This window comes from Kitasatospora sp. NPDC058063 (assembly GCF_042885395.1).
Classification (GTDB): Bacteria; Actinomycetota; Actinomycetes; order Streptomycetales; family Streptomycetaceae; genus Kitasatospora; species Kitasatospora lactacystinica.
This window is the reverse complement of the sequence record NZ_JBHVSD010000024.1, coordinates 135,710-160,549: the sequence shown is the minus strand read 5'-3', so window position 1 is coordinate 160,549 and position 24,840 is coordinate 135,710. Positions and strand designations below refer to the sequence as shown.

Below are 24,840 nucleotides of genomic sequence, written 5' to 3'. Positions count from 1 at the left end.
GCGCCGCCGCCGCCGTGGACGTGCAGGTCGACGAAGCCGGGGACGACGGTGTACCCGGTCAGGTCGAGGTCGCCGGGCGCGGTGTCGCCGCCGAGTCCGGCGATGCGCTCGCCCTCGACGGCGAGGCGGTCGCCCTCGACGACGCCGCCGGGCAGGACCAGGCGGGCGCCGGCCAGGGTGATGCGGTCACGGTCCGCGGTGGTCACGCGGTCACCTCCATGGTGAGCAGATCCCAGGCGAGCAGGCCCGCGCCCAGGGACGCGGCGGTGTCTTTGAGCATGGCGGGTACGACCTTCGGGGGCATCTGGAAGGTCAGTCGCTCGGTGACGGCCGCGCGCAGCGGAGTGAAGAGCGTGTCGCCGGCCTCGGCCAGCCCGCCGCCGACGATCACCGTGGACGGGTCGAGCAGGCTCTGGGCCAGCACGATGCCGTCCGCGAGGGCGTCGACGGCCTGCTGCCAGACCGCGAGGGCGCGGTCGTCCCCGGCGTCCACCGCGGCGGCGCAGGATGCCGCGTCGGCGTCGGGGTCGCCGCTGGCCTCGGCCCAGGCGCGGGAGACGGCGGAGGCGGAGGCCAGTGTCTCCAGGCAGCCGCGGGCGCCGCAGCCGCACGGCGGTCCGCCCGGGCGGACCACGACGTGGCCGATCTCGCCGCCGTAGCCGTGCGCGCCCGCCTCGATCCGGTCGCCGATGCCGATCGCGCCGGCGATGCCGGTGCCGAGGGCGATGAACAGGAAGCGGTCGACGCCGCGGCCGGCTCCGAGCCGGCCCTCGGCCAGGCCGCCGGAGCGCACGTCGTGGCCGAGGGCCACCGGCATCGGGCCGCCGTCCGGTCCGGCCAGGCGCTCGCCCAGGAGCTTGCGCAGCGGGAGGTCGCGCCAGCCGAGGTTGGCGGAGAAGACCGCGATGCCGTTCTTCTCGTCGATCGTGCCCGGGACGGCGACGCCGGCCGCGAGCGGGGCGACGCCGAAGCGGCTGCGGCCCTCGTCCGCCAGGTCGGCGGCGAAGTCGAGGATGGCGGCGACGACGGCGTCCGTGCCGTGCTCCCGCCCGGTCGGTCGGCGTGCTTCGAACAGCACGGAGCCGTCCTGGGCGAGCAGCGCGGCTTTCATGCCGGTGCCGCCTACATCGAGTGCGATGACGTGCTTCACGGAGGACAGTTTCCCTTGGGCGGGTAGAAGAGGTCTAGTCCAGTTGTCGGATTGGTCTGGTCCATACTGGGTGAGCTTTGTCGCAGCTGCGGGGGTGTGCGGGGCTTTGCGCCCGGGGGCGGGGCCGGGTGCCGAACGGGATGTGCGGGGTGGGGGCGGGGGTTTTGTTGCGCATTGTGCAATGACTCCGCGCACTTCGATAACTACCGGGGCGGCCTCGGCCGGTGGTGTGGACCAGTGGTCGGCGGGTTTGGCAGTGTTGCGCCTCCCCCCGCCGGATTTCCCCCGATCCGGTCGACGTACATCCACGTTCATCCCCCCGAAGGCGGTACCCGCGTTGAACAGGCGCGCCCACGTTCCCACCCGTGTGCTCGGCGGTGCGCTGGCCGGGGCACTGGCCCTCACCGCGGTCAGTGCCTGCGGCGGGCAGGACGACGGACCGGTCACCCTCAGGCTGGTCGCCGCCGACTACGGGGAGAGCCCCGAGACGAGCTCCCAGCACTACTGGGACACCGTCGCCAGGGACTTCGAGGCCGCGAACCCCGGGATCAAGGTCAGCGTCGAGGTGGACAGCTGGACCGAGATCGGCAAGAAGGTCGAGGACATGATCGCGGCCGGCAAGTCGCCGGACCTGCTCCAGACCGGCGGCTTCGCGGACCAGGTCGCGGCGGACCGGCTCTACCCGGCCTCCGACGTGCTCTCGGTGGACACCCAGGCCAGGTTCCTGGACACCTTCGCCCACGCCGGGCAGGTGCTCGGGACGCAGTACGGGATCCCGTTCGTCTCCTCGTCGCGGGTGCTCTTCTACAACAAGGCGATGTTCCGGCAGGCCGGGATCACCCAGCCGCCCGCCACCTGGAACGAACTGCGGCAGGACGCGGAGAAGATCAAGGCCAAGGTGCCGGGGGTGACCCCGTACGGGCTGCCGCTGGGGCCGGAGGAGGCGCCGGCCGAATCGATGCTGTGGACGCTGAGCGGCGGCGGCAGCATCTCCGACGACGTCGGCAACTACACCATCGACAGCGCCCAGAACCAGGCGACCTTCGGCTGGCTGAAGAGCAACCTGGTGAGCACCGGGCTGACCTACCCGGACCCGGGCAGGATGAACCGCACCCCGGTGTTCCAGGACTTCGCCGCCGGGAAGGTCGCGATGCTGAACGGGCACCCGACGCTGCTGCGGATGGCGACCGCCGGGAAGATCGACTTCGGGACGGCGCCGATCCCCAAGAAGGACGGCATCGGGCGGACCGGGAGCCTCGGGGTCGCCGACTGGATGATGGCGTTCAAGGCGAACGGGCACAAGAACGAGATCAAGAGGTTCCTGTCCTTCGTCTACGGCAAGGACAACCAGCTGAAGTTCGACGAGCAGTACAACCTCCTGCCGGTCACCCAGGACGCCTTCGCCCAGATGTCGTCGGACCCCAAGCACGAGGACCTCAAGCAGTTCGCGGTCGGGCTGACCAACGCGAGCTTCTACCCGTTCGGCGACCCGGCCTGGGGCGAGGTCAGCAACGGGATCAAGGCGGGGATCGGGCAGGCCGTCACCGGGGATCCCAAGCAGGTGCTCGGGGGACTGCAGGACGCGGCGGTGAAGGAGGCGGCCAAGGTCCGCAAGTAGGACCGGGGGCCGGGGTCGGGCGTGGGGATCCGCCCCGGCCCCGGTGGGGGCGCCGGTTCAGGGGAGCGTGATGGCGTAGGCCTTGCGGAGGGTCTCGTGGACCGTCCAGGTGGTGCGGTCGCCCTCGCGCAGGACCGCGCAGTCGCCGGGGCCGACCTCCAGGGTCGGGCCGCCCTCGATCTCGATGGTGGCCCGGCCGCTGAGCACCACGAACATCTCGTCCGCCTCCACGTCGGTGACCACACCGGGGGTGATCTGCCAGAGACCGCGCAGGTGGCGGCCGTCGGCGGACTCGGACAGCACCTTGCCGGTGACCTCGGGGGAACCGGAGACGACCTGGGACGGGTCCAGCGGGTCGGGGTCGAGGTCGGCGGCGGGAACGTGCAGGGCGAAGCTGGGCGTGGTCATGGGGGTGACGCTAGCCGGGCGCGGGGAGCGGTGGGGCGAGCAGGGTGTGTCGGGGTTGCGCGCGAGAATGACACTCCGTAGCGGTGGACGGAGGTGGTTCCGGTGGGCGAACCGGGCGGGCTGAGTGAGCGGGAGCGGGCGGTGCTGGCGCTGGAAGGGCGGCAGTGGCGTACGGCGGGGGCCAAGGAGCGGGCGATCCGGGAGGAGCTGGGGCTCTCCTCGACGCGGTACTACCAGGTGCTGAACGCCCTGCTGGACCGGGAGGCGGCGTTGGCGCACGCGCCGGTGCTGGTGAACCGGTTGCGGCGGATCCGGGAGGCCCGGCGGGGGGCCCGGTGACGGGGGCGGCTCCCGGGAGGGCGACTGGGCGCCGGGTGGGGGAAAGGGGTGGCGGGCGCCGCGCGGGTGGGTGCGGAGGCGGCGGTCCGGGGTAGGGCTTCGGTATGGGCTTTGAAGAGATGTTCGTGCCGGGGACCGAGGCTGGGCGGGACGGGCTGCGGGCCGTCCTGGCGGCGCCCGGGGACGCCGTGATCGGGTTGGACTTCGACGGGACCCTGGCGCCGATCGTGGCGGATCCGGGGCGGGCACGGGCGCACCCCGGGGTGGCGGGGGCGCTGCGGCGCTTGGGCTCGGTGGTGGGGGCCGTGGTGGTGGTGACGGGCCGGCCGGCCGCGGTGGCGGTGGAGTACGGGGGGTTCGCGGGGCTGCCGGGGGTGGTGGTGCTGGGGCACTACGGGGCCGAGCGGTGGGAGGACGGGAAGCTCTCGGCGCCGGAGGCGCATCCCGGGGTGGCGCGGGTGCGGGACGTGCTGCCGGGGGTGCTGGAGCGGGTCGGGGCACCCGAGGGGACGTGGGTGGAGGACAAGGGGCGGTCGGTGGCCGTGCACACCCGGCGGACGGCGGCGCCGGAGGAGGCGCTGCAGCTGCTGCGGGCGCCGGTGGGGGACCTGGCGGCCGAGCACGGGCTGGTGGTGGAGCCCGGGCGGCTGGTGCTGGAGCTGCGGCCGCCGGGGGTGGACAAGGGGGCGGCGCTGACCGGGTTCCTGCGGGAGCGGGGGGCCCGTGCGGTGCTCTACGCGGGGGACGACCTGGGGGACGTGGCGGCCTTCGCCGCGGTGGAGAAGCTGCGGGGCGAGGGCGTGGCCGGGGTGCTGGTGTGCGCCGGTGCGGTGGGGGACGCGCCGGTGCGGGAGCTGGCCGACCGGGCGGATCTGGTGGTCGCCGGGCCGGAGGGGGTGGTGGAGCTGCTGGGGGCTCTCGGGGAGGCGCTCACAGGGCGTTGAGCTGGTCCAGGAACCACTGCTGCGGGGGGAGCGCGGTGGCCGCCGCGGCCAGGCGCCCGGTGCGGTCGGCGCGCTCCTTCGGGTCCATGGTGAGAGCGGCGTGGAGGGCGTCGGCGGTGGCGATGACGTCGTAGGGGTTGACGGTGAGGGCGTCGTCCTTGAGTTCGGCGTGGGCGCCGGCCTCGCGGGAGAGGACGAGGGCGCAGCCGTTGTCGGAGACCACCGGGACTTCCTTGGCGACCAGGTTCATGCCGTCGCGGATGGGGTTGACCAGGGCGACGTCGGCCAGGCGGTAGGCGGCGAGCGAGCGCGGGAAGTCGTCGTCGACGTGGAGGAGCAGCGGCTGCCAGGCGGGGGTGGCGAATTCGGTGTTGATCTCGTCGGCGAGGCGCTGGACGGTGGCCGTGTAGTCGCGGTACTCGGCCAGGTCGGTGCGGGAGGGGTAGGCGAAGGCGATGTGCACCACCCGGTCGTGCCACTCGGGGCGGGTGCGGAGCAGGTGCCGGTAGGCCTGGAGGCCGCGGACGATGTTCTTGCTCAGCTCGGTGCGGTCGACCCGGACGACGGTGCGGCGGTCGCCGACGGTCCGGCGGAGGGCGGCGAGGCGTTCGTCGACGTCGGGGCGGTGGGCGCGTTCGCGCAGGAAGTCGGCGTCGGCGCCGAGGGCGTGGACGCCGAGGCCCGTGGTGCGGCCGTCGAGGGTGACGGTGAGCGCGTCGTGGTCGACGGTCGCGTCCAGGAGGTCCTCGCAGCAGGCGGCGAAGGCGCGGGCCCAGCGTTCGGTCAGGAAGCCGGCCCGGTCGGCGCCCAGGATGCCGGTGAGGACGGCCCGGGCGACGTCGTCGGGCAGCATCCGGTAGTACTCGGGCGGGGCCCAGGGGGTGTGCGAGAAGTGGCCGATCCGCAGGTCGGGGCGGGCCGCCCGGAGCAGGGCCGGGACCAGGGAGAGGTGGTAGTCCTGGACGAGGACCGCGGCGTTCGGTGCGGCCTCGGCGGCCAGGGCCTCGGCGAAGGCCTCGTTGTACGCCCGGTAGGCGGCCCACTCGGTGCGGAAGCCGGCGTCGAAGGCGGGTGCCGTGGGGGTCGCGTAGAGCAGGTGGTGGACGAACCACAGCGTGGAGTTGGCGACGCCGTTGTAGGCGCGGGCGAAGGTCTGCGGGTCGATGTCCAGCATCCGTACGGCCTGGCCGCCGACCTCGTGGCCGGCCAGGTCGAGGCGGCCCCGCGGCGCCTCGGCGGCGGCTCTGCGGTCGGCGTCGTTGAGGGCGGCGCAGACCCAGACGGCGTTCGGGTCCGCGATGGCGGAGAGGCCGGAGACCAGTCCGCCGCCGCCGCGGCGCAGGGTCAGCGTGCCGTCGTCGGCGGTGCTGAAGGACACCGGTCCCCGGTTGGAGGCAACCAGGACGGGGGCGGTGCCGGTCGCGCTCGAACGGTTGGTCGTGAGATCGCCCATGGTTGGGATGTTGCCGGGGGTTCGGGGCGGCAAACCCCTCAATGACGGGTCGCGTATTCGGGGACGGTGTGCATCGGGGGGCGTTCCAGGGCGGTCACCGGGTGGGTGTGGGCGGTGAAGGCGCGGGTTTCCGGGTCGCGGGTGAACTGGGTGAGCTGGGGGTGGACGAGGTCGGCGGAGGCCTTGAGGCGATGGGTGCGGTCGAGGCGTTCCAGGGCGGTCCGGTAGATGGTGGCGGCCATCCGGCCGAGGGCCTGGCCGTCCTGGTGGCGGTGGTGCCGGACGCCGACGTCCACCTGGGCCAGGGCGTCCAGGCCGGCCAGTTCCAGGGCGTCGACCAGCAGGCCGAGTTCGACGCCGTAGCCGGTGGGGAAGGGCAGCCGTTCGAGCAGTGAGCGGCGGGCCGCGTACTCGCCGCCGAGGGGCTGGACGAAACCGGCGAGTTCCGGCCAGTGGAGGTTGAGCAGGGGCCGGGCGACGAGTTCGGTGACCCGGCCGCCGCCGGCGGGCAGGACGGCGCCCTCGGATTCCAGCGGGCGGTCGTACATGGCCTTGACCAGCTGGATGGACTCGTCGGTCAGCAGCGGGCCGAGGATGCCGGAGACGAGGGCCGGGTCGAATTCGCGCAGGTCGGCGTCGACGAAGCAGACGATGTCGCCGCGGGTGACCAGCAGCGAGCGCCAGAGCACCTCGCCCTTGCCGGGAACGGCGGGCAGCCGGGGCAGGACGGCGTCGCGGTGCTCGACCCGGGCGCCGGCCTCGGCGGCGACGGCGGCGGTGGCGTCGGTGGAACCCGAGTCGACGACGACGAGTTCGTCGACGAGCGGGAGGCGTTCCATCAGCTCGCGGCGGATGGTGCGGACGATGTCGCCGACGGTGGCCTCCTCGTCCAGGGCGGGGAGGACCACGCTGACGGTGCAGCCGGTGCGTTCCTTGGCGGCGAGGATGGTGCGGACCGGCCGGTCGGCCGCGCTCCAGGAGCGGCGGCGCAGCCAGGACGCCGCCTGCGGGAGGAGCTCGGGAATCGGTTCGGCGGGCACGGAGGTCTCCTCGGCGGGGTCGGTGGGACGGGTCATCTCGCGTGGCGGACGCACCCGTTCAGGATTGACGCCTTCGGATACAGTCTTCGTACAGCGGTCGGACCTTTGCACGCCGGGGTCGCCGTTGAGCACCACCACAATTTCACAAGCTCATCCAGAGGGACTGAGGGAACGGCCCGTTGACGTCCCGGCAACCTTCCCGCGCGGCTGTCTGTCGACAGGCCCCGGCGGGACAGGTGCCAATTCCGGCCTGTGGCGCGACCGTGCCACGGGGAAGATGAGGAGAGAGGCCTCGCCATCATGGCTATCGACACCGCCGCACCTGTTTCCGTCGACCTCGGCCCCGCCGCCGCGCTGTCCTGTCGCGAGTGCGGCACCCGCTTCCCGCTCGGCCCCAGCTTCGCCTGCCTGGAGTGCTTCGGCCCGCTGGAGATCGCCTACGAGTTCGGCAGCGAGGGCGCCGAGGAGCTGCGCAAGCGGATCGAGGCCGGTCCGGCGTCCATCTGGCGGTACGCGCCGCTGCTGCCGGTTCCGGCCGACGTGGCGTCGAAGCCCAATCTGAACCCGGGGTGGACCCCGCTGGTGAAGGCGGACAACCTGGGCCGGGAGCTCGGTTTCACCGCCCAGCTGCACGTCAAGGACGACTCCGGGAACCCGACGCACTCGTTCAAGGACCGGGTGGTCGCCTGCGCGATCGAGGCGGCCCGGGCGTTCGGGTACACCACGCTGTCCTGCTCCTCCACCGGCAACCTGGCCGGCGCGGTGGGGGCGGCGGCGGCCCGGGCCGGGTTCCGGTCCTGCGTGTTCATCCCGCACGACCTGGAGCAGGGCAAGGTCGTCATGGCCGGGGTGTACGGCGGCGAGCTGGTCGGCATCGAGGGCAACTACGACGACGTGAACCGCTTCTGCTCGGAGCTGATCGGCGATTCGGCCGGCGAGGGCTGGGGCTTCGTCAACGTGAACCTGCGGCCGTACTACGGCGAGGGTTCCAAGACGCTGGCGTACGAGATCTGCGAGCAGCTCGGCTGGCGGCTGCCGGAGCAGATCGTGATCCCGATCGCCTCGGGCTCGCAGCTGACGAAGATCGACAAGGGCCTCCAGGAGCTGATCAGGCTCGGCCTGGTCGAGGACCGGCCGTACCGGATCTTCGGCGCCCAGGCCGAGGGCTGCTCGCCGGTGTCGGCCGCGTTCAAGGCCGGCCGGGACGTGATCAAGCCGGTCAAGCCGGACACCATCGCCAAGTCGCTGGCGATCGGCAACCCGGCCGACGGCCCGTACGTGCTGGACATCGCCCGCCGCACCGGTGGCGCGGTGGAGGACGTCACGGACGCCGAGGTCGTGGCGGCGATCCGGCTGCTGGCGCGGACCGAGGGCATCTTCGCCGAGACCGCGGGCGGGGTGACCGTCGGCGTGCTGAAGAAGCTGGTCGAGACCGGGCAGCTGGATCCGGCCAAGGAGACCGTCGCGATCAACACCGGCGACGGCCTGAAGACCCTGGACGCCGTCTCCGACTCCGGGATGACCGCCGTCATCCGCCCGACGCTGGACTCGTTCCGCGCCGCCGGCCTCGCGTCCGCCTGAACCACCCGATCGGCCCCGCCCCCCGCAAGGAGAGTCATGAGCGCCAACGTCCGCATTCCCACCATCCTCCGCACCTACACCGACGGTGCCGCCGTGGTGACCGCCGAGGGGGTCACCCTGGCCGAGGTCGTCGCCGACCTGGAGAAGAACCACCCGGGCATCTCGGCCCGCATCCTGGACGACACCGGCAAGCTGCGCCGCTTCGTGAACGTCTACGTGAACGACGACGACGTGCGTTTCGCCGAGGGCCTGGCGACGGAGATCAAGGACGGCGCCGGCATCTCGATCATCCCGGCGGTGGCCGGCGGCTGCTGAGCCTTCGCGACCAACCCGCGGTCGCCCGCGCGTACGGAATTCCGTTTCCCGTATGCGCGGGCGACCGCTGGCATTCCGGCCGGAATATTTCCCGGTCGAGTCGGAGTAGAGTGTGGCTCGGTTGGGAACAGGGTTTCCCTTTCGGCCCCCGCAGTGCTCGGCCCGGGGGCGTCCGGCCGGCGGGACCGGCCCGTGAAACATGTCAGGCGGATGTCAGAATTCCCGCGGACATTTGAGTAATTCGTCCGCTATGTCCGGCGTGAAATGCCGAGATTATTCCGATTCGGCCCGTCCTGTCCCTTGACATCGAGGCGGAATTACCGGTGGCTGGCCCTGTTGCAGAGGGCGTCGATCCGGATACATTCAGCGGCGGTCGACGCAATCACCCGCTCGCCGGAAGCCGCCTGGCGTCCTGCACGGAGGGTTGCGGCGTGCACGGCTGCGCCCAGGGGGGGTTCCCCGGGCCGGCCTTCAACCAACCCGGGCCCGCGACCTGCGGGCGCGTGAAGGGCCAGCACAGCACTAGGGGAGTTCGGAATGGCTCAGGGCACCGTCAAGTGGTTCAACGCGGAGAAGGGCTACGGCTTCATCGCGGTCGACGGTGGTGCGGACGTCTTCGTCCACTACAGCGCGATCCAGATGGACGGCTACCGCACCCTCGAGGAGGGCCAGCGGGTCGAGTTCGAGATCTCTCAGGGACAGAAGGGCCCGCAGGCGGACATGGTCCGCGCCGCGGTCTGACCCCTTCCGACCCCAGGAGCTCGGCGCGGCCCTGCGGCTGGTGACCTCTCGCTTCTCGACGGGCCCGTGCGACTCGTGTCGCACGGGCCCGTCGGCGTTCCCGGGCGGCCCCGGCGGCGGCTCGCGGATTGTCGATTGGGCTTGCACTCGCCCACCCGGAGTGCTAATCATTGGCGTTAGCACTCACAGTGTGAGAGTGACAGCGGACCGGGTCGGTGAGGCCCCCGGGAGCGGAGGGAATGGACCTCCGCGCACCAGGGCCGTCCGTCGCGGGCACCCCTTGGTCCGAGCAGTCGACCGTGTCCCGGAGGACCACTTCTGATGGCCAAGATCATCGCCTTTGATGAGGAAGCTCGCCGCGGCCTTGAGCGTGGCATGAACCAGCTCGCCGACGCGGTGAAGGTCACGCTCGGCCCCAAGGGCCGCAACGTCGTGCTGGAGAAGAAGTGGGGCGCCCCCACGATCACCAACGACGGTGTCTCCATCGCCAAGGAGATCGAGCTCGAGGACCCGTACGAGAAGATCGGTGCGGAGCTCGTCAAGGAGGTCGCCAAGAAGACGGACGACGTCGCGGGTGACGGCACCACCACCGCCACCGTGCTCGCCCAGGCCCTGGTTCGCGAGGGTCTGCGCAACGTCGCCGCCGGCGCCAACCCGATGGCCCTGAAGCGCGGCATCGAGAAGGCCGTCGCCGCCGTCTCGGACCAGCTGCTGGCCCAGGCCAAGGACGTGGAGACCAAGGAGCAGATCGCCTCCACCGCCTCCATCTCGGCCGCCGACACCCAGATCGGCGAGCTCATCGCCGAGGCCATGGACAAGGTCGGCAAGGAAGGCGTCATCACCGTCGAGGAGAGCAACACCTTCGGTCTGGAGCTCGAGCTCACCGAGGGCATGCGCTTCGACAAGGGCTACATCTCCGCCTACTTCGCCACCGACCTGGAGCGCATGGAGGCGACGTTCGAGGACCCGTACATCCTCATCGCCAACTCCAAGATCGGCTCGGTCAAGGACCTGCTCCCGCTGCTGGAGAAGGTCATGCAGAGCGGCAAGCCGCTGGTCATCATCGCCGAGGACGTCGAGGGCGAGGCCCTGTCGACCCTGGTCGTGAACAAGATCCGTGGCACCTTCAAGTCCGTCGCCGTCAAGGCCCCGGGCTTCGGTGACCGCCGCAAGGCCATGCTCGGCGACATCGCCATCCTCACCGGTGGCACCGTCATCTCCGAGGAGGTCGGCCTCAAGCTGGAGAACGCCGGCATCGACCTGCTGGGCACCGCCCGCAAGGTGGTCATCACCAAGGACGAGACCACCATCGTCGACGGTGGCGGCGACAGCGAGCAGGTCGCGGGCCGCGTCAACCAGATCCGTGCCGAGATCGAGAACAGCGACTCGGACTACGACCGCGAGAAGCTCCAGGAGCGCCTCGCCAAGCTGGCCGGCGGCGTGGCCGTCATCAAGGCCGGCGCGGCCACCGAGGTGGAGCTCAAGGAGCGCAAGCACCGCATCGAGGACGCCGTCCGCAACGCCAAGGCCGCCGTCGAGGAGGGCATCGTCGCCGGTGGTGGCGTCGCCCTGCTGCAGGCCGGTGTCGCCTTCGACAAGCTGGAGCTGGACGGCGACGAGGCCACCGGTGCCAACATCGTCAAGGTCGCGCTGGAGGCCCCGATCAAGCAGATCGCGACCAACGCCGGCCTGGAGGGTGGCGTCGTGGTGGAGAAGGTGCGCAACCTCCCCGCCGGTCACGGCCTGAACGCGGCCACCAACACCTACGTCGACCTGATCGCCGAGGGCATCATCGACCCGGCCAAGGTCACCCGCTCCGCGCTGCAGAACGCCGCCTCCATCGCGGCGCTGTTCCTCACCACCGAGGCCGTCATCGCCGACAAGCCGGAGAAGGCCGCCGCGGCCGCCGGCGGCGGCATGCCGGGCGGTGACATGGACTTCTGATCCTGATCGCTTTCGATCGGATCGGTTGGACCTCGTCCGTGTGGGCGGTTCCCTTCGGGGGGCCGCCCACACGGCGTTTCGGCGTTCGGACGTGTCGGCGCTCCGGGCGCTCCGGGCGCTCCGGGCGTTTCGGCGTTCCGGACGTGTCGACGGAGAATGGACGGATGGCTGCTGACGACATCGAGACCGCCCTGCACAACGCGCGGGCACTGATCCTGGCCGACCTCACCGCACGGGACGTGGCGGACGCCGCCGTCGTCTCGCTGGTGGAGCAGGCCGTGACGCACCGCCGCTGGTGGCTGGAGCAGTGGCCGGACGGCACCGAGTACGTGCTCGGGCTGGTCGCCCAGGACGTCCAGGACGCGCTGCTGGAGGCGTACGGGCGCTGGCCGCTGTGCGCCGACTGCGCGGCCGACGGGGACCCGCACGCCCTGGGCGTGGAGCCCGAGCTGGGGCCGGACCCGCACTGGGTGTGCGGCAAGCAGGGCGCGGTGGTGGCACCCGTGGGGAAGCTCGCGTAGACCCGTGCGTACCGTGGCGGTATGAAGCGCTGGGTGTGGGGTGCGGCGGGCGGGTGCTGCGGGCTCGGGCTGTGGTGGGCCGCGGTCGAGCTATTGGGGGCCGACCAGGACGCCTGGTGGGCCGTGCTGGGGCGCGTCCCCTCCGTGATGGCGGGGATGGCCGCCGCGGACCGGGTGCTCGCGCGCCGGGGCTGACGGCCGTCAGAGGGAGCCGAGTTCGGCCGTCAGGTTGGTCCGCGCTGCGGCCGTGAAGCGCTCGCGGGCGGCGGGAGTGCGGTAGAGCGCGGGCAGGGCGAGCAGGTGGCGCAGGACGGCGGCCCGGCCGGCCGAGAAGTCCGGCGCGGGGACGAAGCCGTACTCCTCGCGGACGGCGGCCGCGTACGCCGCGTACGCCTCGGGGCTGCCGCCGAGGACGGCGAGGTCCGCGTCGCAGAGCACCTCGCCGTTGCGGTCGCCGGGGGCCGGGTCGTGGCCGACGGTGAGCAGCACCAGGCGCTCGACCTCGGCGACCCGCTCGGCGGGCAGTCCGGCGGCGGTCAGCGCGCGGACGGCCAGGGCGGCGCTGCGCTCCTCGTTCTCGGTGCGGTCGGGGCGGTGGACGGCGTCGTGGAACCAGGCCGCGAGCCGGACGGCCTCCGGGTCGTCGGCGTGCCCGGCCAGCTCGTCGACGTGTTCCAGCACGGCGTGCAGGTGGGTGACGGTGTGGTAGCGGCGCTGCGGCTCCGACCAGCGGCGCAGCAGCTCCCGGCCGTACGGTTCGGGCTCGGCGGCGGCCCCGCAGCGGTGCAGCAGGGCGGTCCAGGCGGCGAGCAGGCCCTCGGTGAGCGGGCCTTCGGTGAGCGGGTCTTCGCCGTGCGGCCGGTGCCCGGGAGTGGGCGGCCGGTGCCCGGCGGCGGACGGGTCGTGCTCGGTGGTCGGCATGGCGACCATTGTGGCGGCCCGGCCGGGCGCTGGACCTATAGGTAGGTTGACGATATATGTAGTCGTATGACTGAACGCTCCATGCAGGAGCCCACGCTGCTGCTGCTCACCGCGCTGGCCGACGCCCCGCGGCACGGCTACGCGCTCATCCAGGAGATCGCCGCGATCTCCGACGGCCGGGTCAGGATGCGCACCGGCACGCTCTACGGGGCGCTCGACCGGCTGCTGGGCCAGGGCCTGATCGAGGTCGCCGCCGAGGAGGTGGTGGACGGCCGGGCCCGGCGCAGCTACGCGCTGACCGGGGCGGGCCGGGACGCGCTGGCCGCCGAGGCGGAGCGGCTGCGGGCGGTGGCCACCGAGGCCGAGCGCCGGCTGAGCAGGATCCGGTCGATGCTGCCGGGCAAGGCCGGGTCGCAGGGGCGGCCCGCGGCGGGGGGAGGCCTCTCATGAGCACGCCGACGATCGGCGCGGCGCCCTCGGCGGTGCTGCGGGCCGCGCTCCAGCTCTACCCGGAGCGGTACCGCCGCGAGCGCGGCGAGGAACTGGCCGAGGTGTTCGCCGACACGACCGCGGCCGGCGGCCGGCTGGCGGTCGCTCGGGAGGTTCTCGGCCTGGCGGTGTACGGGCTGCGGGTGCGGCTCGGACTGACCGGGGCCTCGCCGGCCGGGCGGCTGCTGGCGCTGCTCGCGCCGATGCTCGCCGGGGCGGTGGCCGGGGCGGCGTTGGCGGCCTGGCTGACCACGGCGGACCGGGTCGCCACCCGGTTCTCCTGGGACGACTCGTTCGGGACCCGGTTCGCGATGTTCTGCCCGCCGGTGGCCGCCGCGCTGCTGGTGGTGGCGGCCCTCCTGGGACGGTGGGCGGCGGTGCGGGGCAGCGCGCTGATCCTGGGCGCGTCGGCGCTGTACGAGCTGGTGGGTGCCGTGTGGAACGACCTGGCGGACGCCGCGGTGTCCCCCTACTTCAGCCTGTGGTGGAGCGGCTACATCGGGATGGCCACGCTGCCGTTCGTCGCGGCCGCGCTGCTGCTGGTCGCGGCGCCGACCGACCTGCTGCCCCGGCCGACCTGGCGCACGGGCGGCCTGGTGCTGGCCTCGGTGGCGGTGGGCGCACTGCTGGAGACGGCCCAGAGCTGGGACGACACCAACTTCCCGCTGGACCGGGAGTGGGTCGTGGTGATGCTGATCGTGCCGCTGCTGCTGACCCTCGCCGGGCTGCGCGGGCGGATGGCGCCGGCGGCGGTGGGGGCGGCGGTGCTGGTGCTGACCGGCCCCGGCTGCGTGTTCAACATCTGGCGCGAGTCCGGCGGGGTCTCGCACCTGCTGCCGCTGGTGGCGCCGACGGTGGCCGTGCTGCTGCTGGTGGCGGTGGCGGTGCACCGGTTCGGGCGGCGGGAGGCGGTCGGGGCGGTCCGGGGACCGGCCTGACCGGGAGGAGCGGGGAGGCCGTCGCCGGGTGACCGGAACGGCCTCCTCGGAGTTTCCGGGGGCGGACGGATGTGGCAGGCTGTCGAATATGTCTAGACCAATTTTCGAAGTCATCGCGCTGACGCCCCAGGACGCCCAGGCCGCCGAGTCGGGCGGCGCCGACCGGCTCGAACTGGTCACCGACATGGCCGCCGACGGGCTCACCCCGTCCGTCGAGGACTTCGGCCGGATCCGGGCCGCCGTCGGCATCCCACTGAGGGTCATGCTGCGGATCCGGGACGGCTTCGCCCCCGGCGACGTGGACGAGCTGTGCGCCCGGGCCGCCGCGCTGCGGGCCGAGGGGGCCGAGGAGTTCGTCCTCGGCTTCCTCGACGCCGACGGCGCCGTCGACCTGGCCGCCACCACGGCCGTCGCCGGGGCGATCGCCGGCTGCCGCTGGACCTTCCACCGGGCCATCGACCACAGCGCCGACCGGGCCGCCCTGCGGGCCGCCGTCGGCGGGCTGCCCGGCCTGGACACCTTCCTCACCTCCGGCGCGGCCGCCGGGGTGGACGCCGGGCGCGAGGTGCTGTCGGCCGAGCTGGCCCGGGCCGGCGAGCCCGGGTACCGGCAGCGGATCCTGATCGGCGGCGGCCTGCGGGCCGAGCACCTGAAGGAGCTGCGGGCGGAGGGCTTCGACGCCTTCCACGTCGGCGGCGCGGTGCGGGTCGACGGCTGGCGGACACCGGTGGACGCGGCCAAGGTCGCCGAGTGGCGGGCGCTGATCGACGCCTGAGAGCCCGCGGCGGGCGCCGTACCGCGCGCCCGGGCCGAGCACCGCGCCGAGAGTCCGCACTGAGAGCCCGTGCCGCGCGCCCGAGGTGGCCGGCCGCGGCCGGCCACCGGGCGAGAGGGCCGGTCCGCGGACCGGCCCTCTCGCGCGCTACCGCAGCTGCTCCGGCAGCGGCTCGCCGTGCAGCACCGTCAGCCCGGAGACGGCACGGGTCAGCGCCACGTACAGCCGCCGCAGGCCGGTCCGCTCGTCCGGCTCCCCGGCGATCACCGCGGCCGGCTCGTCCAGCACCACGTAGTCGTACTCCAGGCCCTTGGCCAGCGAGGCCGGGACGAGGGTGAGCCGGGCCTCCGCACTGGTCTCGGCACCGGGGGAGAGGTGCGGCAGGCCCGCGGCGGTCAGCGCCTCGGCGAGCTGCGGGATGCGGGCGTCGGCGGCGATCAGGCCGGTCGAGCCCTCGTGCCCCAGCGCCTCCCGGCAGGCCGCCAGGACCGCCTCCGTGGTGTCCCCGTCGGCGACCCGGCGGATCGTCAGCGAGCCCGGGGCCTCACGGACCGAGGAGGCCGGGGCCAGGCCGGGGGCGATCGCCGGGAGCAGCCGGGAGGCGTACGCGATGACCTCCTCCGGAACCCGGAAGCCCTTGGTCAGCTCCTCGATGTGCGCCTCCGGCTTGCCCAGGTGGCGCAGCGCCTCCGGCCAACTCGCCGTCGCCCACGGGGTGGTGCCCTGGGCGAGGTCGCCGAGGACGGTCGCCGAGCCGGTGGTGCAGCGCCGGCCCACCGCGCGGTACTGCATCGGGGAGAGGTCCTGGGCCTCGTCCAGCACCACGTGCCCGAGCGAGGGGGTGCGCTGCACCAGGTCGGTCGCCTCGTCCACCAGGACGGCGTCGGCCGCCGTCCAGCGGGCGGTCCGCACCGAGCGGTCGCGCTTGGGCCGGAGCACCGCCTGCTGCTCCTCCGGCGTCAGCACGCCCTCGGCGCACGTGGCCAGGAACTCCGGCTCGGAGAGCAGCCGCAGGACGACCTTCGCCGGATCCACGGCCGGCCAGCACTCCTTGACCACCGCCTTGACGGCGCTGTTGCGGGCCACCGCGTCCTGCACCCGGTCGTCCGGGGCCTCGCCGCCCTGCTCCATCTTCAGCAGCACGGCGTGCGCGATGCGCTGCGGCAGGGCGTCCCGCGCCGCACCGTAGCGGACCTCACGGCCCTTCAACTCCTCGATGATCTCGGCCAGTTCGTACACCGGCACGCGCCAGCGGCGGGAGCCGCGGACCACCACGCAGGGCTCGGTGGGCAGGGTGATGTTCGAGCGCACCGCCCGGCGCAGCACCTCGGCCATCCGGGCGTCGCCCTTCAGCCGGGCCGCTTGCGGGTCGTCCTCGCCCCTCACCTCGACGTGCCCGACCAGCTGCTGCACGGTGGCCTGGGCGACGTCCAGCTCGCCGAGGGCCGGGAGCACCTGCTCGATGTAGGACAGGAAGGCGTTGTTCGGCCCGATCACCAGGGTGCCGGTACGGGCGAGGCGCTCGCGGTGCGCGTACAGCAGGTAGGCGACGCGGTGCAGGCCGACGGCGGTCTTCCCGGTGCCGGGCGCCCCCTGGACGCAGATGGTGCCCGTGATGTCGGAGCGGACGATCTCGTCCTGCTCCGGCTGGATGGTGGCGACGATGTCGCGCATCGGGCCGACGCGGGGCTTCTCGATCTCGGCGGCCAGCAGGGCGGAGGCGGTGTCGTCCTCGGCCGGATCGCTGAGGTGCTCGTCCTCGTAGGCGGTGAGTTCGCCGCCGGTGTAGCCGAAGCGGCGGCGGCGCTCGACGTCCATCGGCGCGGTGCGGCTGGCCCGGTAGAACGGCTGGGAGACCGGCGCGCGCCAGTCGATCACCATCGGGTCGCCGTCGGCGTCGTGGACGTGCCGGCGGCCGATGTAGAAGTTCTCCCCGCCGCTGCCCTCGCTCAGTTCCTCGCTGATCGCGTGCAGGTAGTCGAGGCGGCCGAAGAACAGCGGGGTGTGCGAGAGGTCGGCCAGTGCGGCGATCCTGGCCTCGATCTGGTTCTGGAGCACGAGGGCGGTGACCCAGGTGCCGGTCACGTCGCGGATGTCGAGCGACTCGACGTCCTCGCGCATGGCGCGCAGCGCGGCCCGGGACGCGGCCAGGTGGTCGCGTTCGCGCTGGAGGGGGTCGGTGATGGGGGTGGCGGGCACAGCGAACCTTCCCGGCTGCCCCGGTGGCGGGCGCAGCGGATCGTAGGAGCTCACGGTGGGCACGCCGACCGGTTGCCGTGCGGTCGGCACCTCCCCCGGCTGCCTGCGGGACTTCAGCAGGTACCACGGTTCGGGAGGGGGCAGACGGACGATCCTAGACCCGTCCGCCCGGCGGTTCCAGCCCGGCGGCTCCCGGGGTGGGCCCCCGCGGGGTCTCGGGGTTCCTCCCCACGGGGTCTCGGGGTTCCTCCCTGCGGGGTGTCGGGGGCGGCCGTACACCGGCAGGACGACCCGTGCACCTGCGGATACGGCCTTTGGAGTGATGCCGTCGGCCGCCCGGGTGCCTACCGTTGAAGACATGAGCACCACGAACCGCATCCCCCGATCCGGCCCGGCCGGCGCCACCGCCGTCTCCGGGCGTCACCGCAATCCGCTCAGCACCGTCGTGCGCAACGTCGGCATCGCCCTGGACACCGCCGCGCGCGTGATCTTCCTCGGGCGCGACGGTGTCCGGTACTGAACGCGACGGTGTCCGGTACGGAACCGGTGCCGGACAGCCGTCCTACAGCACGTCGTCCGCGTCGATGATCCGGTACGCGTAGCCCTGCTCGGCCAGGAAGCGCTGCCGGTGGGCGGCGAAGTCCTGGTCCACGGTGTCGCGGGCGACCACCGAGTAGAAGTGCGCCGCGTGGCCGTCCGCCTTGGGACGCAGCACCCGGCCGAGGCGCTGGGCCTCCTCCTGGCGGGAGCCGAAGGTCCCGGAGACCTGAATGGCCACGGTGGCCTCGGGCAGGTCGATCGAGAAGTTCGCGACCTTGGAGACCACCAGGACGCCGATCTCCTTGTTCCGGAAGGCGTCGAAGAGCTTCTCGCGCTGGGCGTTGCTGGTCTCGCCCTTGATCACCGGGGCGTCCAGGGCCTCGCCGAGCTCGTCCAGCTGGTCGATGTACTGGCCGATGATCAGCGTCTGGTCCTTCTCGTGCTTCCTGACCAGCGCCTCCACCACCCGCCGCTTGGTCGCCGTGGTGGCGCAGAAGCGGTAGCGCTCCTCCGGCTCGGCGGTCGCGTAGGCGAGCCGCTCGGAGTCGGTCAGGGTGACCCGCACCTCGCAGCAGTTGGCGGGCGCGATGTAGCCCTGGGCCTCGATCTCCTTCCACGGCGCGTCGAAGCGCTTGGGGCCGATCAGGCTGAACACGTCGCCCTCGCGGCCGTCCTCGCGCACCAGCGTGGCGGTCAGGCCGAGCCGGCGGCGGGCCTGGAGGTCGGCGGTGAACTTGAACACCGGCGCGGGCAGCAGGTGCACCTCGTCGTAGACGACCAGGCCCCAGTTGCGGGCGTCGAACAGCTCCAGGTGGGCGTAGACGCCCTTCCGCTTGGTCGTCATCACCTGGTAGGTGGCGATGGTGACCGGGCGGATCTCCTTCTTCGTCCCGCTGTACTCGCCGATCTCGTCCTCGGTGAGCGAGGTGCGCTTGACCAGCTCGTGCTTCCACTGGCGGGCCGAGACGGTGTTGGTGACCAGGATCAGCGTGGTCGACTTGGCGTGCGCCATCGCGGCCGCGCCGACCAGCGTCTTGCCGGCGCCGCAGGGCAGCACGACCACGCCCGAGCCGCCGTGCCAGAAACCCTCGACGGCCTGCGCCTGGTACGGGCGCAGCTGCCAGCCGTCCTCGTCCAGGTCGATCGGGTGCGCCTCGCCGTCCACGTAGCCGGCGAAGTCCTCGGCGGGCCAGCCGAGTTTGAGCAGCACCTGCTTGATCTGCCCGCGCTCGGAGGGGTGCACCACCACGGTGTCGGGGTCGACCCGGGCGCCGACCAGCGGGACGATCTTCTTCGAGCGCAGCACCTCCTCCAGCACCGGCCGGTCGGTGGTCGTGAGCACCAGCCCGTGGGTCGGGTGCTTGAGCAGCTGGAGGCGGCCGTACCGGCCCATGGTGTCCGCCACGTCCACCAGCAGCGCGTGCGGCACCGGGTAGCGCGAGTACGTCACCAGGGCGTCCACCACCTGCTCGGCGTCGTGCCCGGCCGCCCGCGCGTTCCACAGGCCGAGCGGCGTCACCCGGTACGTGTGCACGTGCTCGGGCGCCCGCTCCAGCTCGGCGAACGGCGCGATGGCGCGACGGCAGTCGCCGGCCTTGGGGTGATCGATCTCCAGGAGAAGAGTTTTGTCGCTCTGGACGATGAGCGGTCCGTCGTTCACGCGGGGAAGCCCTCCACTGGCTGACAGGGTGGTTTGACGCAGACCCTCCAGTGTCGCGCATTCCGCCGGGAGCGTGGGCGGGCCGGTTCCCGGGCGGCTACTTCCACTCGTAGAACTTGCCGGTGATCTTGCCTCCGGAGTCCGTCTCGAACTCGAAGACGCCGACGACGCCGTTGAGGCGTTCGAGGGCGGGCGAGGCGGTGGAGAAGAAGATCGCGCCGCGGAAGCTGGTGCCTCCGCCGTCGGTGAAGTGGCCGATGCCGCTGCCGTGCCAGCCGACGCCCTGGCCGTCGGCGGTCATGTCGACGCCCTGGCCCTCACCGAACAGGGAGCCGTCGGAGCGCAGTTCGGATTCGTAGGTGGCGATGGTGCTGACGGCGGTGCCGTAGTAGCTGCCGGTGCCCTTGATGGACACCTCGACGACCGGGTGCCCGTCTCCGGCGGCGAGGACGCGTCGGCCGGTCTCCTCGCCCTGGATCTCACCGATCAATTCGCCGAGCATGGTGGGTGCCTCCTTGTCGGAATCCCCTGCTTCCGGACTACGCCGATGGGACCGGCCCGTCAATTACTTCGAGTGACCACGGTGCGTACTCGCTCGTTGAGCTGGCCATGAAGAAGTCGAAGCGTGTTCTCACCGCCCTCGCCCTGATGGGCTCGGCCTTCGCGGCCACCGCCTCCTCGGCCGGTTCGGCCCACGCCCTCGCGGGCATCGGCGAGGGGCCCGGCGGCCTGCTCGCGGCGCCCGGGTTCCTGCTGGCGGACACCGTCACCGGCGGCTCGATGCCGGTCGGGCAGGGGCAGATCGGCAGCCTGGCGGACAAGGCCGTCCAGGACAAGATGAAGGAGGCGCAGCAGGGGCACTGAGGCCCCGGACTCACTCGTCGAGTTCCGCGACGCCGGTGATGCGGTGCAGGGCGAAGGTACGGAGTTCGTCGGCGTGGTGGTCGAAGGCGGTGACGAAGCCGCCTTCGACCTTGACCGGGTCGATGATGCGCTGGCTGGCGATGCCCTCGGCGTTGAGGTAGCCGATCCACATGCGCTCGCCGAGCAGGACGGCCGTCTGCAGGGCGGCCAGGGTCTCCGCGGCGGCGGTGCGGGGGAGCCGGCGCGGGTCGGAGGCGGGATCGCGGCGGGTGGCGGTGGCCGCGCGGTCGCCGGCCCGGATGGCCTTGATGGCGGCCGCGAGCAGGGTGTCGTCGGGCGCGGGCGGGCCGTCGGGGACGGGCACGGGGGCCGTCCGGGGCGGGGTGCGGTGGCTGTCCGGGCGGGTGATCAGCACGTCGCCCTCGGCGGATTCGGCGGCCGGGGCGTAGCCCATGGTGCGCAGGGTCGCGAGCAGCACGTCCGGGGCGGCCTGGGAGGCGAGGACGGTGGGGGCGAGCAGCCGCAGCCGCAGGTCGGCGGAGCGGCGGTCGGCGAGCACCTCGCCGAGCAGGGACGGGTCGTCGCAGCGCAGGTAGGAGGAGGCGGCGCCGACCCGCAGGACGCCGTGCCGGCGGGCGACGTCGTCGATCAGGTAGGCGAGCGGCTGCGGGACGGGCGTGCGGCTGTGCTGCTCCAGGAAGGACCGCAGGTCGGTGGCGGTGCGGCCGGCGTCGAGGGCGCGGCGCACCGAGGCCGGGGTGAAGCGGTAGACGGTGGCGCCGCCCTTGGACTCGATGTCGGCGCACAGGGCGAGGGCCTGGGCGAGCGGGGTGAGCAGCGGGCCGGGGGCGATCGCGGTGAGGTCCGGCTGGAGGATCACGTGGTCCAGCGGCTGGGGGAGCAGCGGGGCGAGCACCTCGGCCGGGTCGGACTCGGCGGTGAGCAGGGCGCGGGCGGGGGCGGCCAGGGCGCCGCGGCCGGTGATGCCGAGGAGTTCGGCCTCGTCGAGGGTCCAGGCGGTGAGCTCGTCGCGCAGTTCGCGGCCGTCCGGGCCGGTGGGGCCGCCGCGCAGCGGGCGCTGCCAGCGCAGGGTGGGCAGCAGTTCCTCGGCGGTGGCCGGGGTGCCGGGCGGGAGTTCGGCGAGCAGGGCGAGGGCGGCGCGGCGGACGGAGGGGGCGAGGGTGCGGTCGAGTTCGGGGCCGAGGGCGGCGCGCGGCTTGCCCCGGCCGTCCGCGGTGCCGGTGAGGGCGGGGACGCGGGTGGCGGCGAGCCAGGCGGAGGCCAGCACGGACCAGCGCTCGGCGGTGTCCAGGTGCAGCCAGGTGTCGTACCCCGGGGTGGGGGCCCAGCGTTCGTCCACCTCGCCGTCGGGGGCCAGCAGCCCCGCGGTGTAGGCGAGTTCGAGCCAGAAGGCGGTCTGCCGCTCGGTGCTCTCCAGGGACTGGGCGGTGCGCTTGAGGTCGCGCACGCCGAGGCCGCCGGCGCGCAGGGTCAGCGGCGGGGTGAGGCCCCAGCCGTCCAGCAGTTCCTCGACGGTCTTGACCGCGGTGTGCGCCTGGCCGGCCGCGGCGCCGTCCACGGCCAGGGGGCCGCGCGGGGCGGCGGCGGGCGCGGGCTCGGGCTGGACCGGCTCGACGGTGCGGTGGGTGCGGCCGCCGCGCAGGTGCAGGGCGAGTTCGCGGGGCAGCACGACGCTGCCGGGGCTGTTGGGCAGCAGCAGACCGCGGGCGAGCAGCCACTCGACCGGGCTCTGGGCGTCCTCGGCGGTGACCGGGCGGGCGGCGTCCGGGACGGTGCCGGTGGGCGGGCCCCAGACCAGCCGTTCCAACAGCCGCCGCGAGGCCTCGGGCGCGGTGTCGAGCAGCGCCGCGCAGCGGGTGCGGTCGGTGAGCAGTGCGGTGAGCGCGGCGACGGCGCTGACCGGGTCCGGGGTGGCGGGCTGCCCGGCGGAGGCGAGCAGCTGCTGCAGCCGGGCCGGGGACATGCCGATGGTGGCGTCGGCGAGGGTGGGGCCGAGGCCGGTGCGGCCCGGGTTGCCGGTGGTCGGGGCGAGCGCCTCGCGGACGGCGAGGACCAGCCGCAGCCCGTTGTCCGGGCCCCAGAGCAGCGCCCGGTCGCGCAGGGTGGCGATCGCGCGCGGCAGGGCGGTGGCGACGGCGGACCGGTCGGCGGGGGTGAGCGGGGTCGCGCCGGGGTGCGGCTTGACCTTCGCCGGGCCGGTCAGCAGGGTGCGGACGGTGCTCAGCGAGGTGCCGTCCGGGGCGGTGGCCAGCGCCTCGGCGACCTGGAGGGTGAAGCGGTCGAGCCGCTCCAGGGCGCGCAGCGCGGAGGCGCGCGAGGAGAGCCGGGCGGACAGCTGGGTGAGGTCGCCGGGGACGGGGTTCAGCAGGTCGGGGCGGGAGCGGAGCAGGGCGGCGAGCGCGTCGTCCGGACGGGCGCGCAGTTCCTCGGCGAGGGTGCGCGGGCCGGTGGCGGACCTGCTCCGGCGTTGAGGGCCCTGCTGTGTGGTCATTCGACCTAGGTTAGTCGGGCGCGGGGACGACAGGGTGTCCCTCGGCCCGCCGCACCCGCGGCGCACCGCCGGACCCGCGGACGGACTCGCGCGGGCGGGGGCGGGGTGGGTAGCGTCACGCCGAGGGCGGTTCGGTGGGCGGCCGGTACGGGCGAGGCGGGGTGGTCGGTGATGACGGACGGCGAGTGGTGGCGCAAGAGCGGGCCGTGGAGCGAGCGCTCGGGCGGCGGCCCGGAGGCCGGCGCGGGCTCCGGTTCCGGCGGCGCCGCGGAGGCTCCGTCCGCCCCCTCCTCCGCTCCCGTCCCCGCCCCGGGGCCCGTGCCGGACTTCGACCCCGACAGCGTGTACGACCCGCCGGCGCCGAGCGCGGCCGGCATCCCGTCCGTACCGCTGGACCCGCCGGACCTGGCCACCGCCGAGGCGCGGGCGCACGCGATCCCGCCGCCCACGGTGTCGAGCACCGGCCCGTGGACGATGACCCTCTTCGACTTCTCGGACGGGCCGCGGCCCGCGCCGAAGCCCATCCCCGAGCAGCGCACCGGGGAGGAGACCGAGCCCGCGCCGGAGCCGGCGGTGCCCGCCGCGGACCTGAGGAAGAAGCCGCGCCGGGGCCGGCTCAAGCAGGCCCCGGCGGCGCCCGCCGCCCCTGCCGGGAAGGCCGCGGGCAAGGCGAAGGGAAAGGCGAAGGGCAAGGGCCAGGAGGCGCAGAAGGACGCGCCCGCCCGCAAGCCCTCCCCGCTGATCCTGCTCTCCTGCGGCCTGCTGGTCGGCGGCGCGGTCTCCGGCTTCCTCCCGGCCATGCTGGCCGGCTGGGGCCTCGGCTACCTGTCCCGCCAGATCTCCGACCTGATGCGCAAGTTCGTGATCCTCGGCATTCCGTTGGTCACGATGAGCGCGACCACCCTCTACTCCATGCGGCAGGCCAAACAGGCCGGGGGGCAGGGCGGCGGCCTCCAGTCGGGCTCGCCGCTGGGCCAGATCAGCTGGTCGTCGGCCCCGAACGTGCTGCGGCTGGCCGCGGTGCTGTCGGCGGTGGTCCTGCTGCTGCTCGCCATGCGCCGCCGCCCGCCGCAGCAGCAGGGCTGAGCCGGGGGCGATCAGCGGTGGCCGTCGGGTGACGGCCGTTCGCGGCTCGGTGGCTCCATGGTCCGGGCGCTCATGGCTCGTGCGCTCACGGCCCGGGTGACGCGGCTGCTGCCGACGGAGCGCGGGCCGGGAGTCAGTCGTCGGCGAGGTGGACGAGGCGGCGGAAGGTCGCCGGGTCGCCGAGGTGGCCGACGATCCAGTGCGCGACGGTGGCGCGGGTGGCGGTGCCGGCGCGGGGAAGCGGCCGGTCGTAGGAGATCTGCGGGCCCGCGGACGGCGGTCCGTCCTTGAGCATCGGCACCCGGACGACCGTCCAGGCGGTGTCGGAGCCGGCGAGCACCGCCTCCATCCGGGCGAGGTCGTGGTGGATCTCCCGGTACAGCCGGTCGACCACCAGCCTGGTGACCATCCGCTGGGCGAACGGGAGCCGGCTGGTGTCCAGGCCCGCCGAGCTCATCGTCACCAGGTGCCGGACGCCGCCGTCCCGGACCGCCGCGGTCAGCTCCCGGGCGCCGTCGGAGAAGACGGTGGTGGCTCCGCGGCCGGTGCTGCCGAGGGTGGCGACGACGGCGTCCTGGCCGTTCAACGGGCCGTGCAGGGAGCCGGGTTCGCCGACGTCGGCCCGCGCGGTGAGCGTGCTGCCGTGCGTGTGCGCCGGTAGCCGGGCGGGGTCGCGGGCGACGGCGGTGACGGTGTGTCCGGCCGCCAGTGCGAGGTCGACCACCAGGCGGCCGGTGCGTCCGGTGGCGCCCACGACTGCGATCCTCATCGGTTCCTCCTCAGGATTCCGGGACTCGGGGAC

General features: G+C 73.6%; 25 protein-coding genes, 1 pseudogene and 1 riboswitch. Of the genes and pseudogenes, 15 read left to right on the top strand and 11 right to left on the bottom strand.

Going from position 1 to position 24,840, the window contains the following annotated elements; genetic code table 11:
- Positions 1-206, bottom strand: a pseudogene (locus tag ACFVUY_RS33465) (N-acetylglucosamine-6-phosphate deacetylase); the annotation flags it as partial.
- Positions 203-1,150, bottom strand: a complete 948-nt coding sequence (locus tag ACFVUY_RS33460) for an ROK family protein (protein ID WP_359905868.1) — start codon at positions 1,148-1,150, stop codon at positions 203-205. The gene ACFVUY_RS33460 and the pseudogene ACFVUY_RS33465, both read right to left, overlap by 4 nt.
- A 337-nt stretch (positions 1,151-1,487) precedes the next feature.
- On the opposite strand from ACFVUY_RS33460, the gene ACFVUY_RS33455 reads away from it, so the two are divergent.
- Positions 1,488-2,768 (top strand): extracellular solute-binding protein, encoded by a 1,281-nt coding sequence (locus tag ACFVUY_RS33455; RefSeq protein WP_387691658.1) that lies wholly within the window; start codon positions 1,488-1,490, stop codon positions 2,766-2,768.
- A gap of 57 nt (positions 2,769-2,825) precedes the next feature.
- Here the strand turns inward: ACFVUY_RS33455 and ACFVUY_RS33450 are convergent, their stop codons facing one another.
- On the bottom strand, positions 2,826-3,176 hold the full coding sequence (locus ACFVUY_RS33450; RefSeq protein WP_387736056.1) for a cupin domain-containing protein: 351 nt from the start codon (positions 3,174-3,176) through the stop codon (positions 2,826-2,828).
- Between the two features lie 93 nt (positions 3,177-3,269).
- Here ACFVUY_RS33450 and ACFVUY_RS33445 point away from each other — a divergent pair, with 93 nt between their 5' ends.
- Positions 3,270-3,515 carry a DUF3263 domain-containing protein gene (locus ACFVUY_RS33445; protein WP_380349064.1) on the top strand — a complete coding sequence of 82 codons (246 nt, stop codon included), beginning with the start codon at positions 3,270-3,272 and terminating at the stop codon, positions 3,513-3,515.
- A gap of 119 nt (positions 3,516-3,634) precedes the next feature.
- Positions 3,635-4,459, top strand: coding sequence for a trehalose-phosphatase (gene otsB, locus ACFVUY_RS33440; protein ID WP_387736062.1), 825 nt, complete (start codon positions 3,635-3,637; stop codon positions 4,457-4,459).
- On the opposite strand, the gene ACFVUY_RS33435 is transcribed toward otsB, so the two are convergent.
- Positions 4,446-5,912, bottom strand: coding sequence for a trehalose-6-phosphate synthase (locus ACFVUY_RS33435; protein WP_387736054.1), 1,467 nt, complete (start codon positions 5,910-5,912; stop codon positions 4,446-4,448). The two genes, otsB and ACFVUY_RS33435, sit on opposite strands and share 14 nt — an antisense overlap.
- Before the next feature lie 38 nt (positions 5,913-5,950).
- Complete coding sequence (locus ACFVUY_RS33430; RefSeq protein ID WP_387736052.1) at positions 5,951-6,988, bottom strand: glucosyl-3-phosphoglycerate synthase; 1,038 nt, start codon at positions 6,986-6,988, stop codon at positions 5,951-5,953.
- A gap of 111 nt (positions 6,989-7,099) precedes the next feature.
- A riboswitch (SAM riboswitch) is annotated at positions 7,100-7,236 on the top strand.
- Positions 7,237-7,252: 16 nt separating this feature from the next.
- Here ACFVUY_RS33430 and thrC point away from each other — a divergent pair.
- The 6 genes from thrC (at position 7,253) to ACFVUY_RS33400 (ending at position 12,249) form a co-directional block, all read left to right on the top strand.
- Entirely contained in the window at positions 7,253-8,533 is a 1,281-nt protein-coding gene (thrC, locus tag ACFVUY_RS33425) for a threonine synthase (RefSeq protein WP_387736050.1), read from the top strand.
- A 36-nt stretch (positions 8,534-8,569) separates the two neighbouring features.
- Positions 8,570-8,848: a MoaD/ThiS family protein gene (locus ACFVUY_RS33420; RefSeq protein WP_387691645.1), complete on the top strand. Its 279-nt coding sequence runs from the start codon at positions 8,570-8,572 to the stop codon at positions 8,846-8,848.
- 537 nt (positions 8,849-9,385) lie between these two features.
- Positions 9,386-9,589 (top strand): cold-shock protein, encoded by a 204-nt coding sequence (locus ACFVUY_RS33415; RefSeq protein ID WP_030289665.1) that lies wholly within the window; start codon positions 9,386-9,388, stop codon positions 9,587-9,589.
- A gap of 321 nt (positions 9,590-9,910) precedes the next feature.
- The gene (groL, locus tag ACFVUY_RS33410; protein WP_359905842.1) at positions 9,911-11,533 is read left to right on the top strand and encodes a chaperonin GroEL; all 1,623 of its coding nucleotides are present in this window, start codon (positions 9,911-9,913) and stop codon (positions 11,531-11,533) included.
- A 164-nt stretch (positions 11,534-11,697) separates the two neighbouring features.
- A complete protein-coding gene (locus ACFVUY_RS33405; RefSeq protein ID WP_359905840.1) occupies positions 11,698-12,054 on the top strand; it encodes a hypothetical protein in 357 nt (118 codons plus the stop codon).
- Positions 12,055-12,075: 21 nt separating this feature from the next.
- The gene (locus ACFVUY_RS33400) at positions 12,076-12,249 is read left to right on the top strand and encodes a hypothetical protein (RefSeq protein ID WP_387691642.1); all 174 of its coding nucleotides are present in this window, start codon (positions 12,076-12,078) and stop codon (positions 12,247-12,249) included.
- Between the two features lie 6 nt (positions 12,250-12,255).
- Here ACFVUY_RS33400 and ACFVUY_RS33395 read toward each other — a convergent pair whose 3' ends face one another.
- Positions 12,256-12,975: a hypothetical protein gene (locus ACFVUY_RS33395; RefSeq protein ID WP_387736048.1), complete on the bottom strand. Its 720-nt coding sequence runs from the start codon at positions 12,973-12,975 to the stop codon at positions 12,256-12,258.
- Between the two features lie 66 nt (positions 12,976-13,041).
- On the opposite strand from ACFVUY_RS33395, the gene ACFVUY_RS33390 reads away from it, so the two are divergent.
- From ACFVUY_RS33390 to ACFVUY_RS33380, 3 genes are all read left to right on the top strand, one after another.
- Positions 13,042-13,425: a PadR family transcriptional regulator gene (locus ACFVUY_RS33390; protein WP_380349060.1), complete on the top strand. Its 384-nt coding sequence runs from the start codon at positions 13,042-13,044 to the stop codon at positions 13,423-13,425.
- Positions 13,422-14,402, top strand: a complete 981-nt coding sequence (locus ACFVUY_RS33385) for a hypothetical protein (protein ID WP_387736046.1) — start codon at positions 13,422-13,424, stop codon at positions 14,400-14,402. The genes ACFVUY_RS33390 and ACFVUY_RS33385 overlap by 4 nt, the downstream gene beginning before the upstream one ends.
- An 88-nt stretch (positions 14,403-14,490) precedes the next feature.
- A complete protein-coding gene (locus ACFVUY_RS33380; RefSeq protein WP_387691638.1) occupies positions 14,491-15,177 on the top strand; it encodes a copper homeostasis protein CutC in 687 nt (228 codons plus the stop codon).
- Positions 15,178-15,324: 147 nt separating this feature from the next.
- Here ACFVUY_RS33380 and ACFVUY_RS33375 read toward each other — a convergent pair whose 3' ends face one another.
- The gene (locus ACFVUY_RS33375; protein WP_387736044.1) at positions 15,325-17,376 is read right to left on the bottom strand and encodes a HelD family protein; all 2,052 of its coding nucleotides are present in this window, start codon (positions 17,374-17,376) and stop codon (positions 15,325-15,327) included.
- 358 nt (positions 17,377-17,734) lie between these two features.
- On the opposite strand from ACFVUY_RS33375, the gene ACFVUY_RS33370 reads away from it, so the two are divergent.
- Positions 17,735-17,896: a hypothetical protein gene (locus ACFVUY_RS33370; protein WP_359905820.1), complete on the top strand. Its 162-nt coding sequence runs from the start codon at positions 17,735-17,737 to the stop codon at positions 17,894-17,896.
- 42 nt (positions 17,897-17,938) lie between these two features.
- Here ACFVUY_RS33370 and ACFVUY_RS33365 read toward each other — a convergent pair whose 3' ends face one another.
- Positions 17,939-19,576 (bottom strand): DNA repair helicase XPB, encoded by a 1,638-nt coding sequence (locus ACFVUY_RS33365; RefSeq protein WP_359905817.1) that lies wholly within the window; start codon positions 19,574-19,576, stop codon positions 17,939-17,941.
- A 97-nt stretch (positions 19,577-19,673) separates the two neighbouring features.
- The gene (locus ACFVUY_RS33360; protein ID WP_387736042.1) at positions 19,674-20,078 is read right to left on the bottom strand and encodes a hypothetical protein; all 405 of its coding nucleotides are present in this window, start codon (positions 20,076-20,078) and stop codon (positions 19,674-19,676) included.
- A 107-nt stretch (positions 20,079-20,185) separates the two neighbouring features.
- On the opposite strand from ACFVUY_RS33360, the gene ACFVUY_RS33355 reads away from it, so the two are divergent.
- Complete coding sequence (locus ACFVUY_RS33355; RefSeq protein WP_049652328.1) at positions 20,186-20,440, top strand: hypothetical protein; 255 nt, start codon at positions 20,186-20,188, stop codon at positions 20,438-20,440.
- A 10-nt stretch (positions 20,441-20,450) separates the two neighbouring features.
- Here ACFVUY_RS33355 and ACFVUY_RS33350 read toward each other — a convergent pair whose 3' ends face one another.
- Positions 20,451-22,952: a helicase-associated domain-containing protein gene (locus ACFVUY_RS33350; RefSeq protein ID WP_387736040.1), complete on the bottom strand. Its 2,502-nt coding sequence runs from the start codon at positions 22,950-22,952 to the stop codon at positions 20,451-20,453.
- A 171-nt stretch (positions 22,953-23,123) separates the two neighbouring features.
- Here ACFVUY_RS33350 and ACFVUY_RS33345 point away from each other — a divergent pair, with 171 nt between their 5' ends.
- Positions 23,124-24,038: a hypothetical protein gene (locus ACFVUY_RS33345; RefSeq protein WP_387736038.1), complete on the top strand. Its 915-nt coding sequence runs from the start codon at positions 23,124-23,126 to the stop codon at positions 24,036-24,038.
- 133 nt (positions 24,039-24,171) lie between these two features.
- Here ACFVUY_RS33345 and ACFVUY_RS33340 read toward each other — a convergent pair whose 3' ends face one another.
- Positions 24,172-24,807 (bottom strand): NAD(P)-dependent oxidoreductase, encoded by a 636-nt coding sequence (locus tag ACFVUY_RS33340; RefSeq protein WP_387736035.1) that lies wholly within the window; start codon positions 24,805-24,807, stop codon positions 24,172-24,174.
- Between the last annotated feature and the right edge of the window lie 33 nt (positions 24,808-24,840).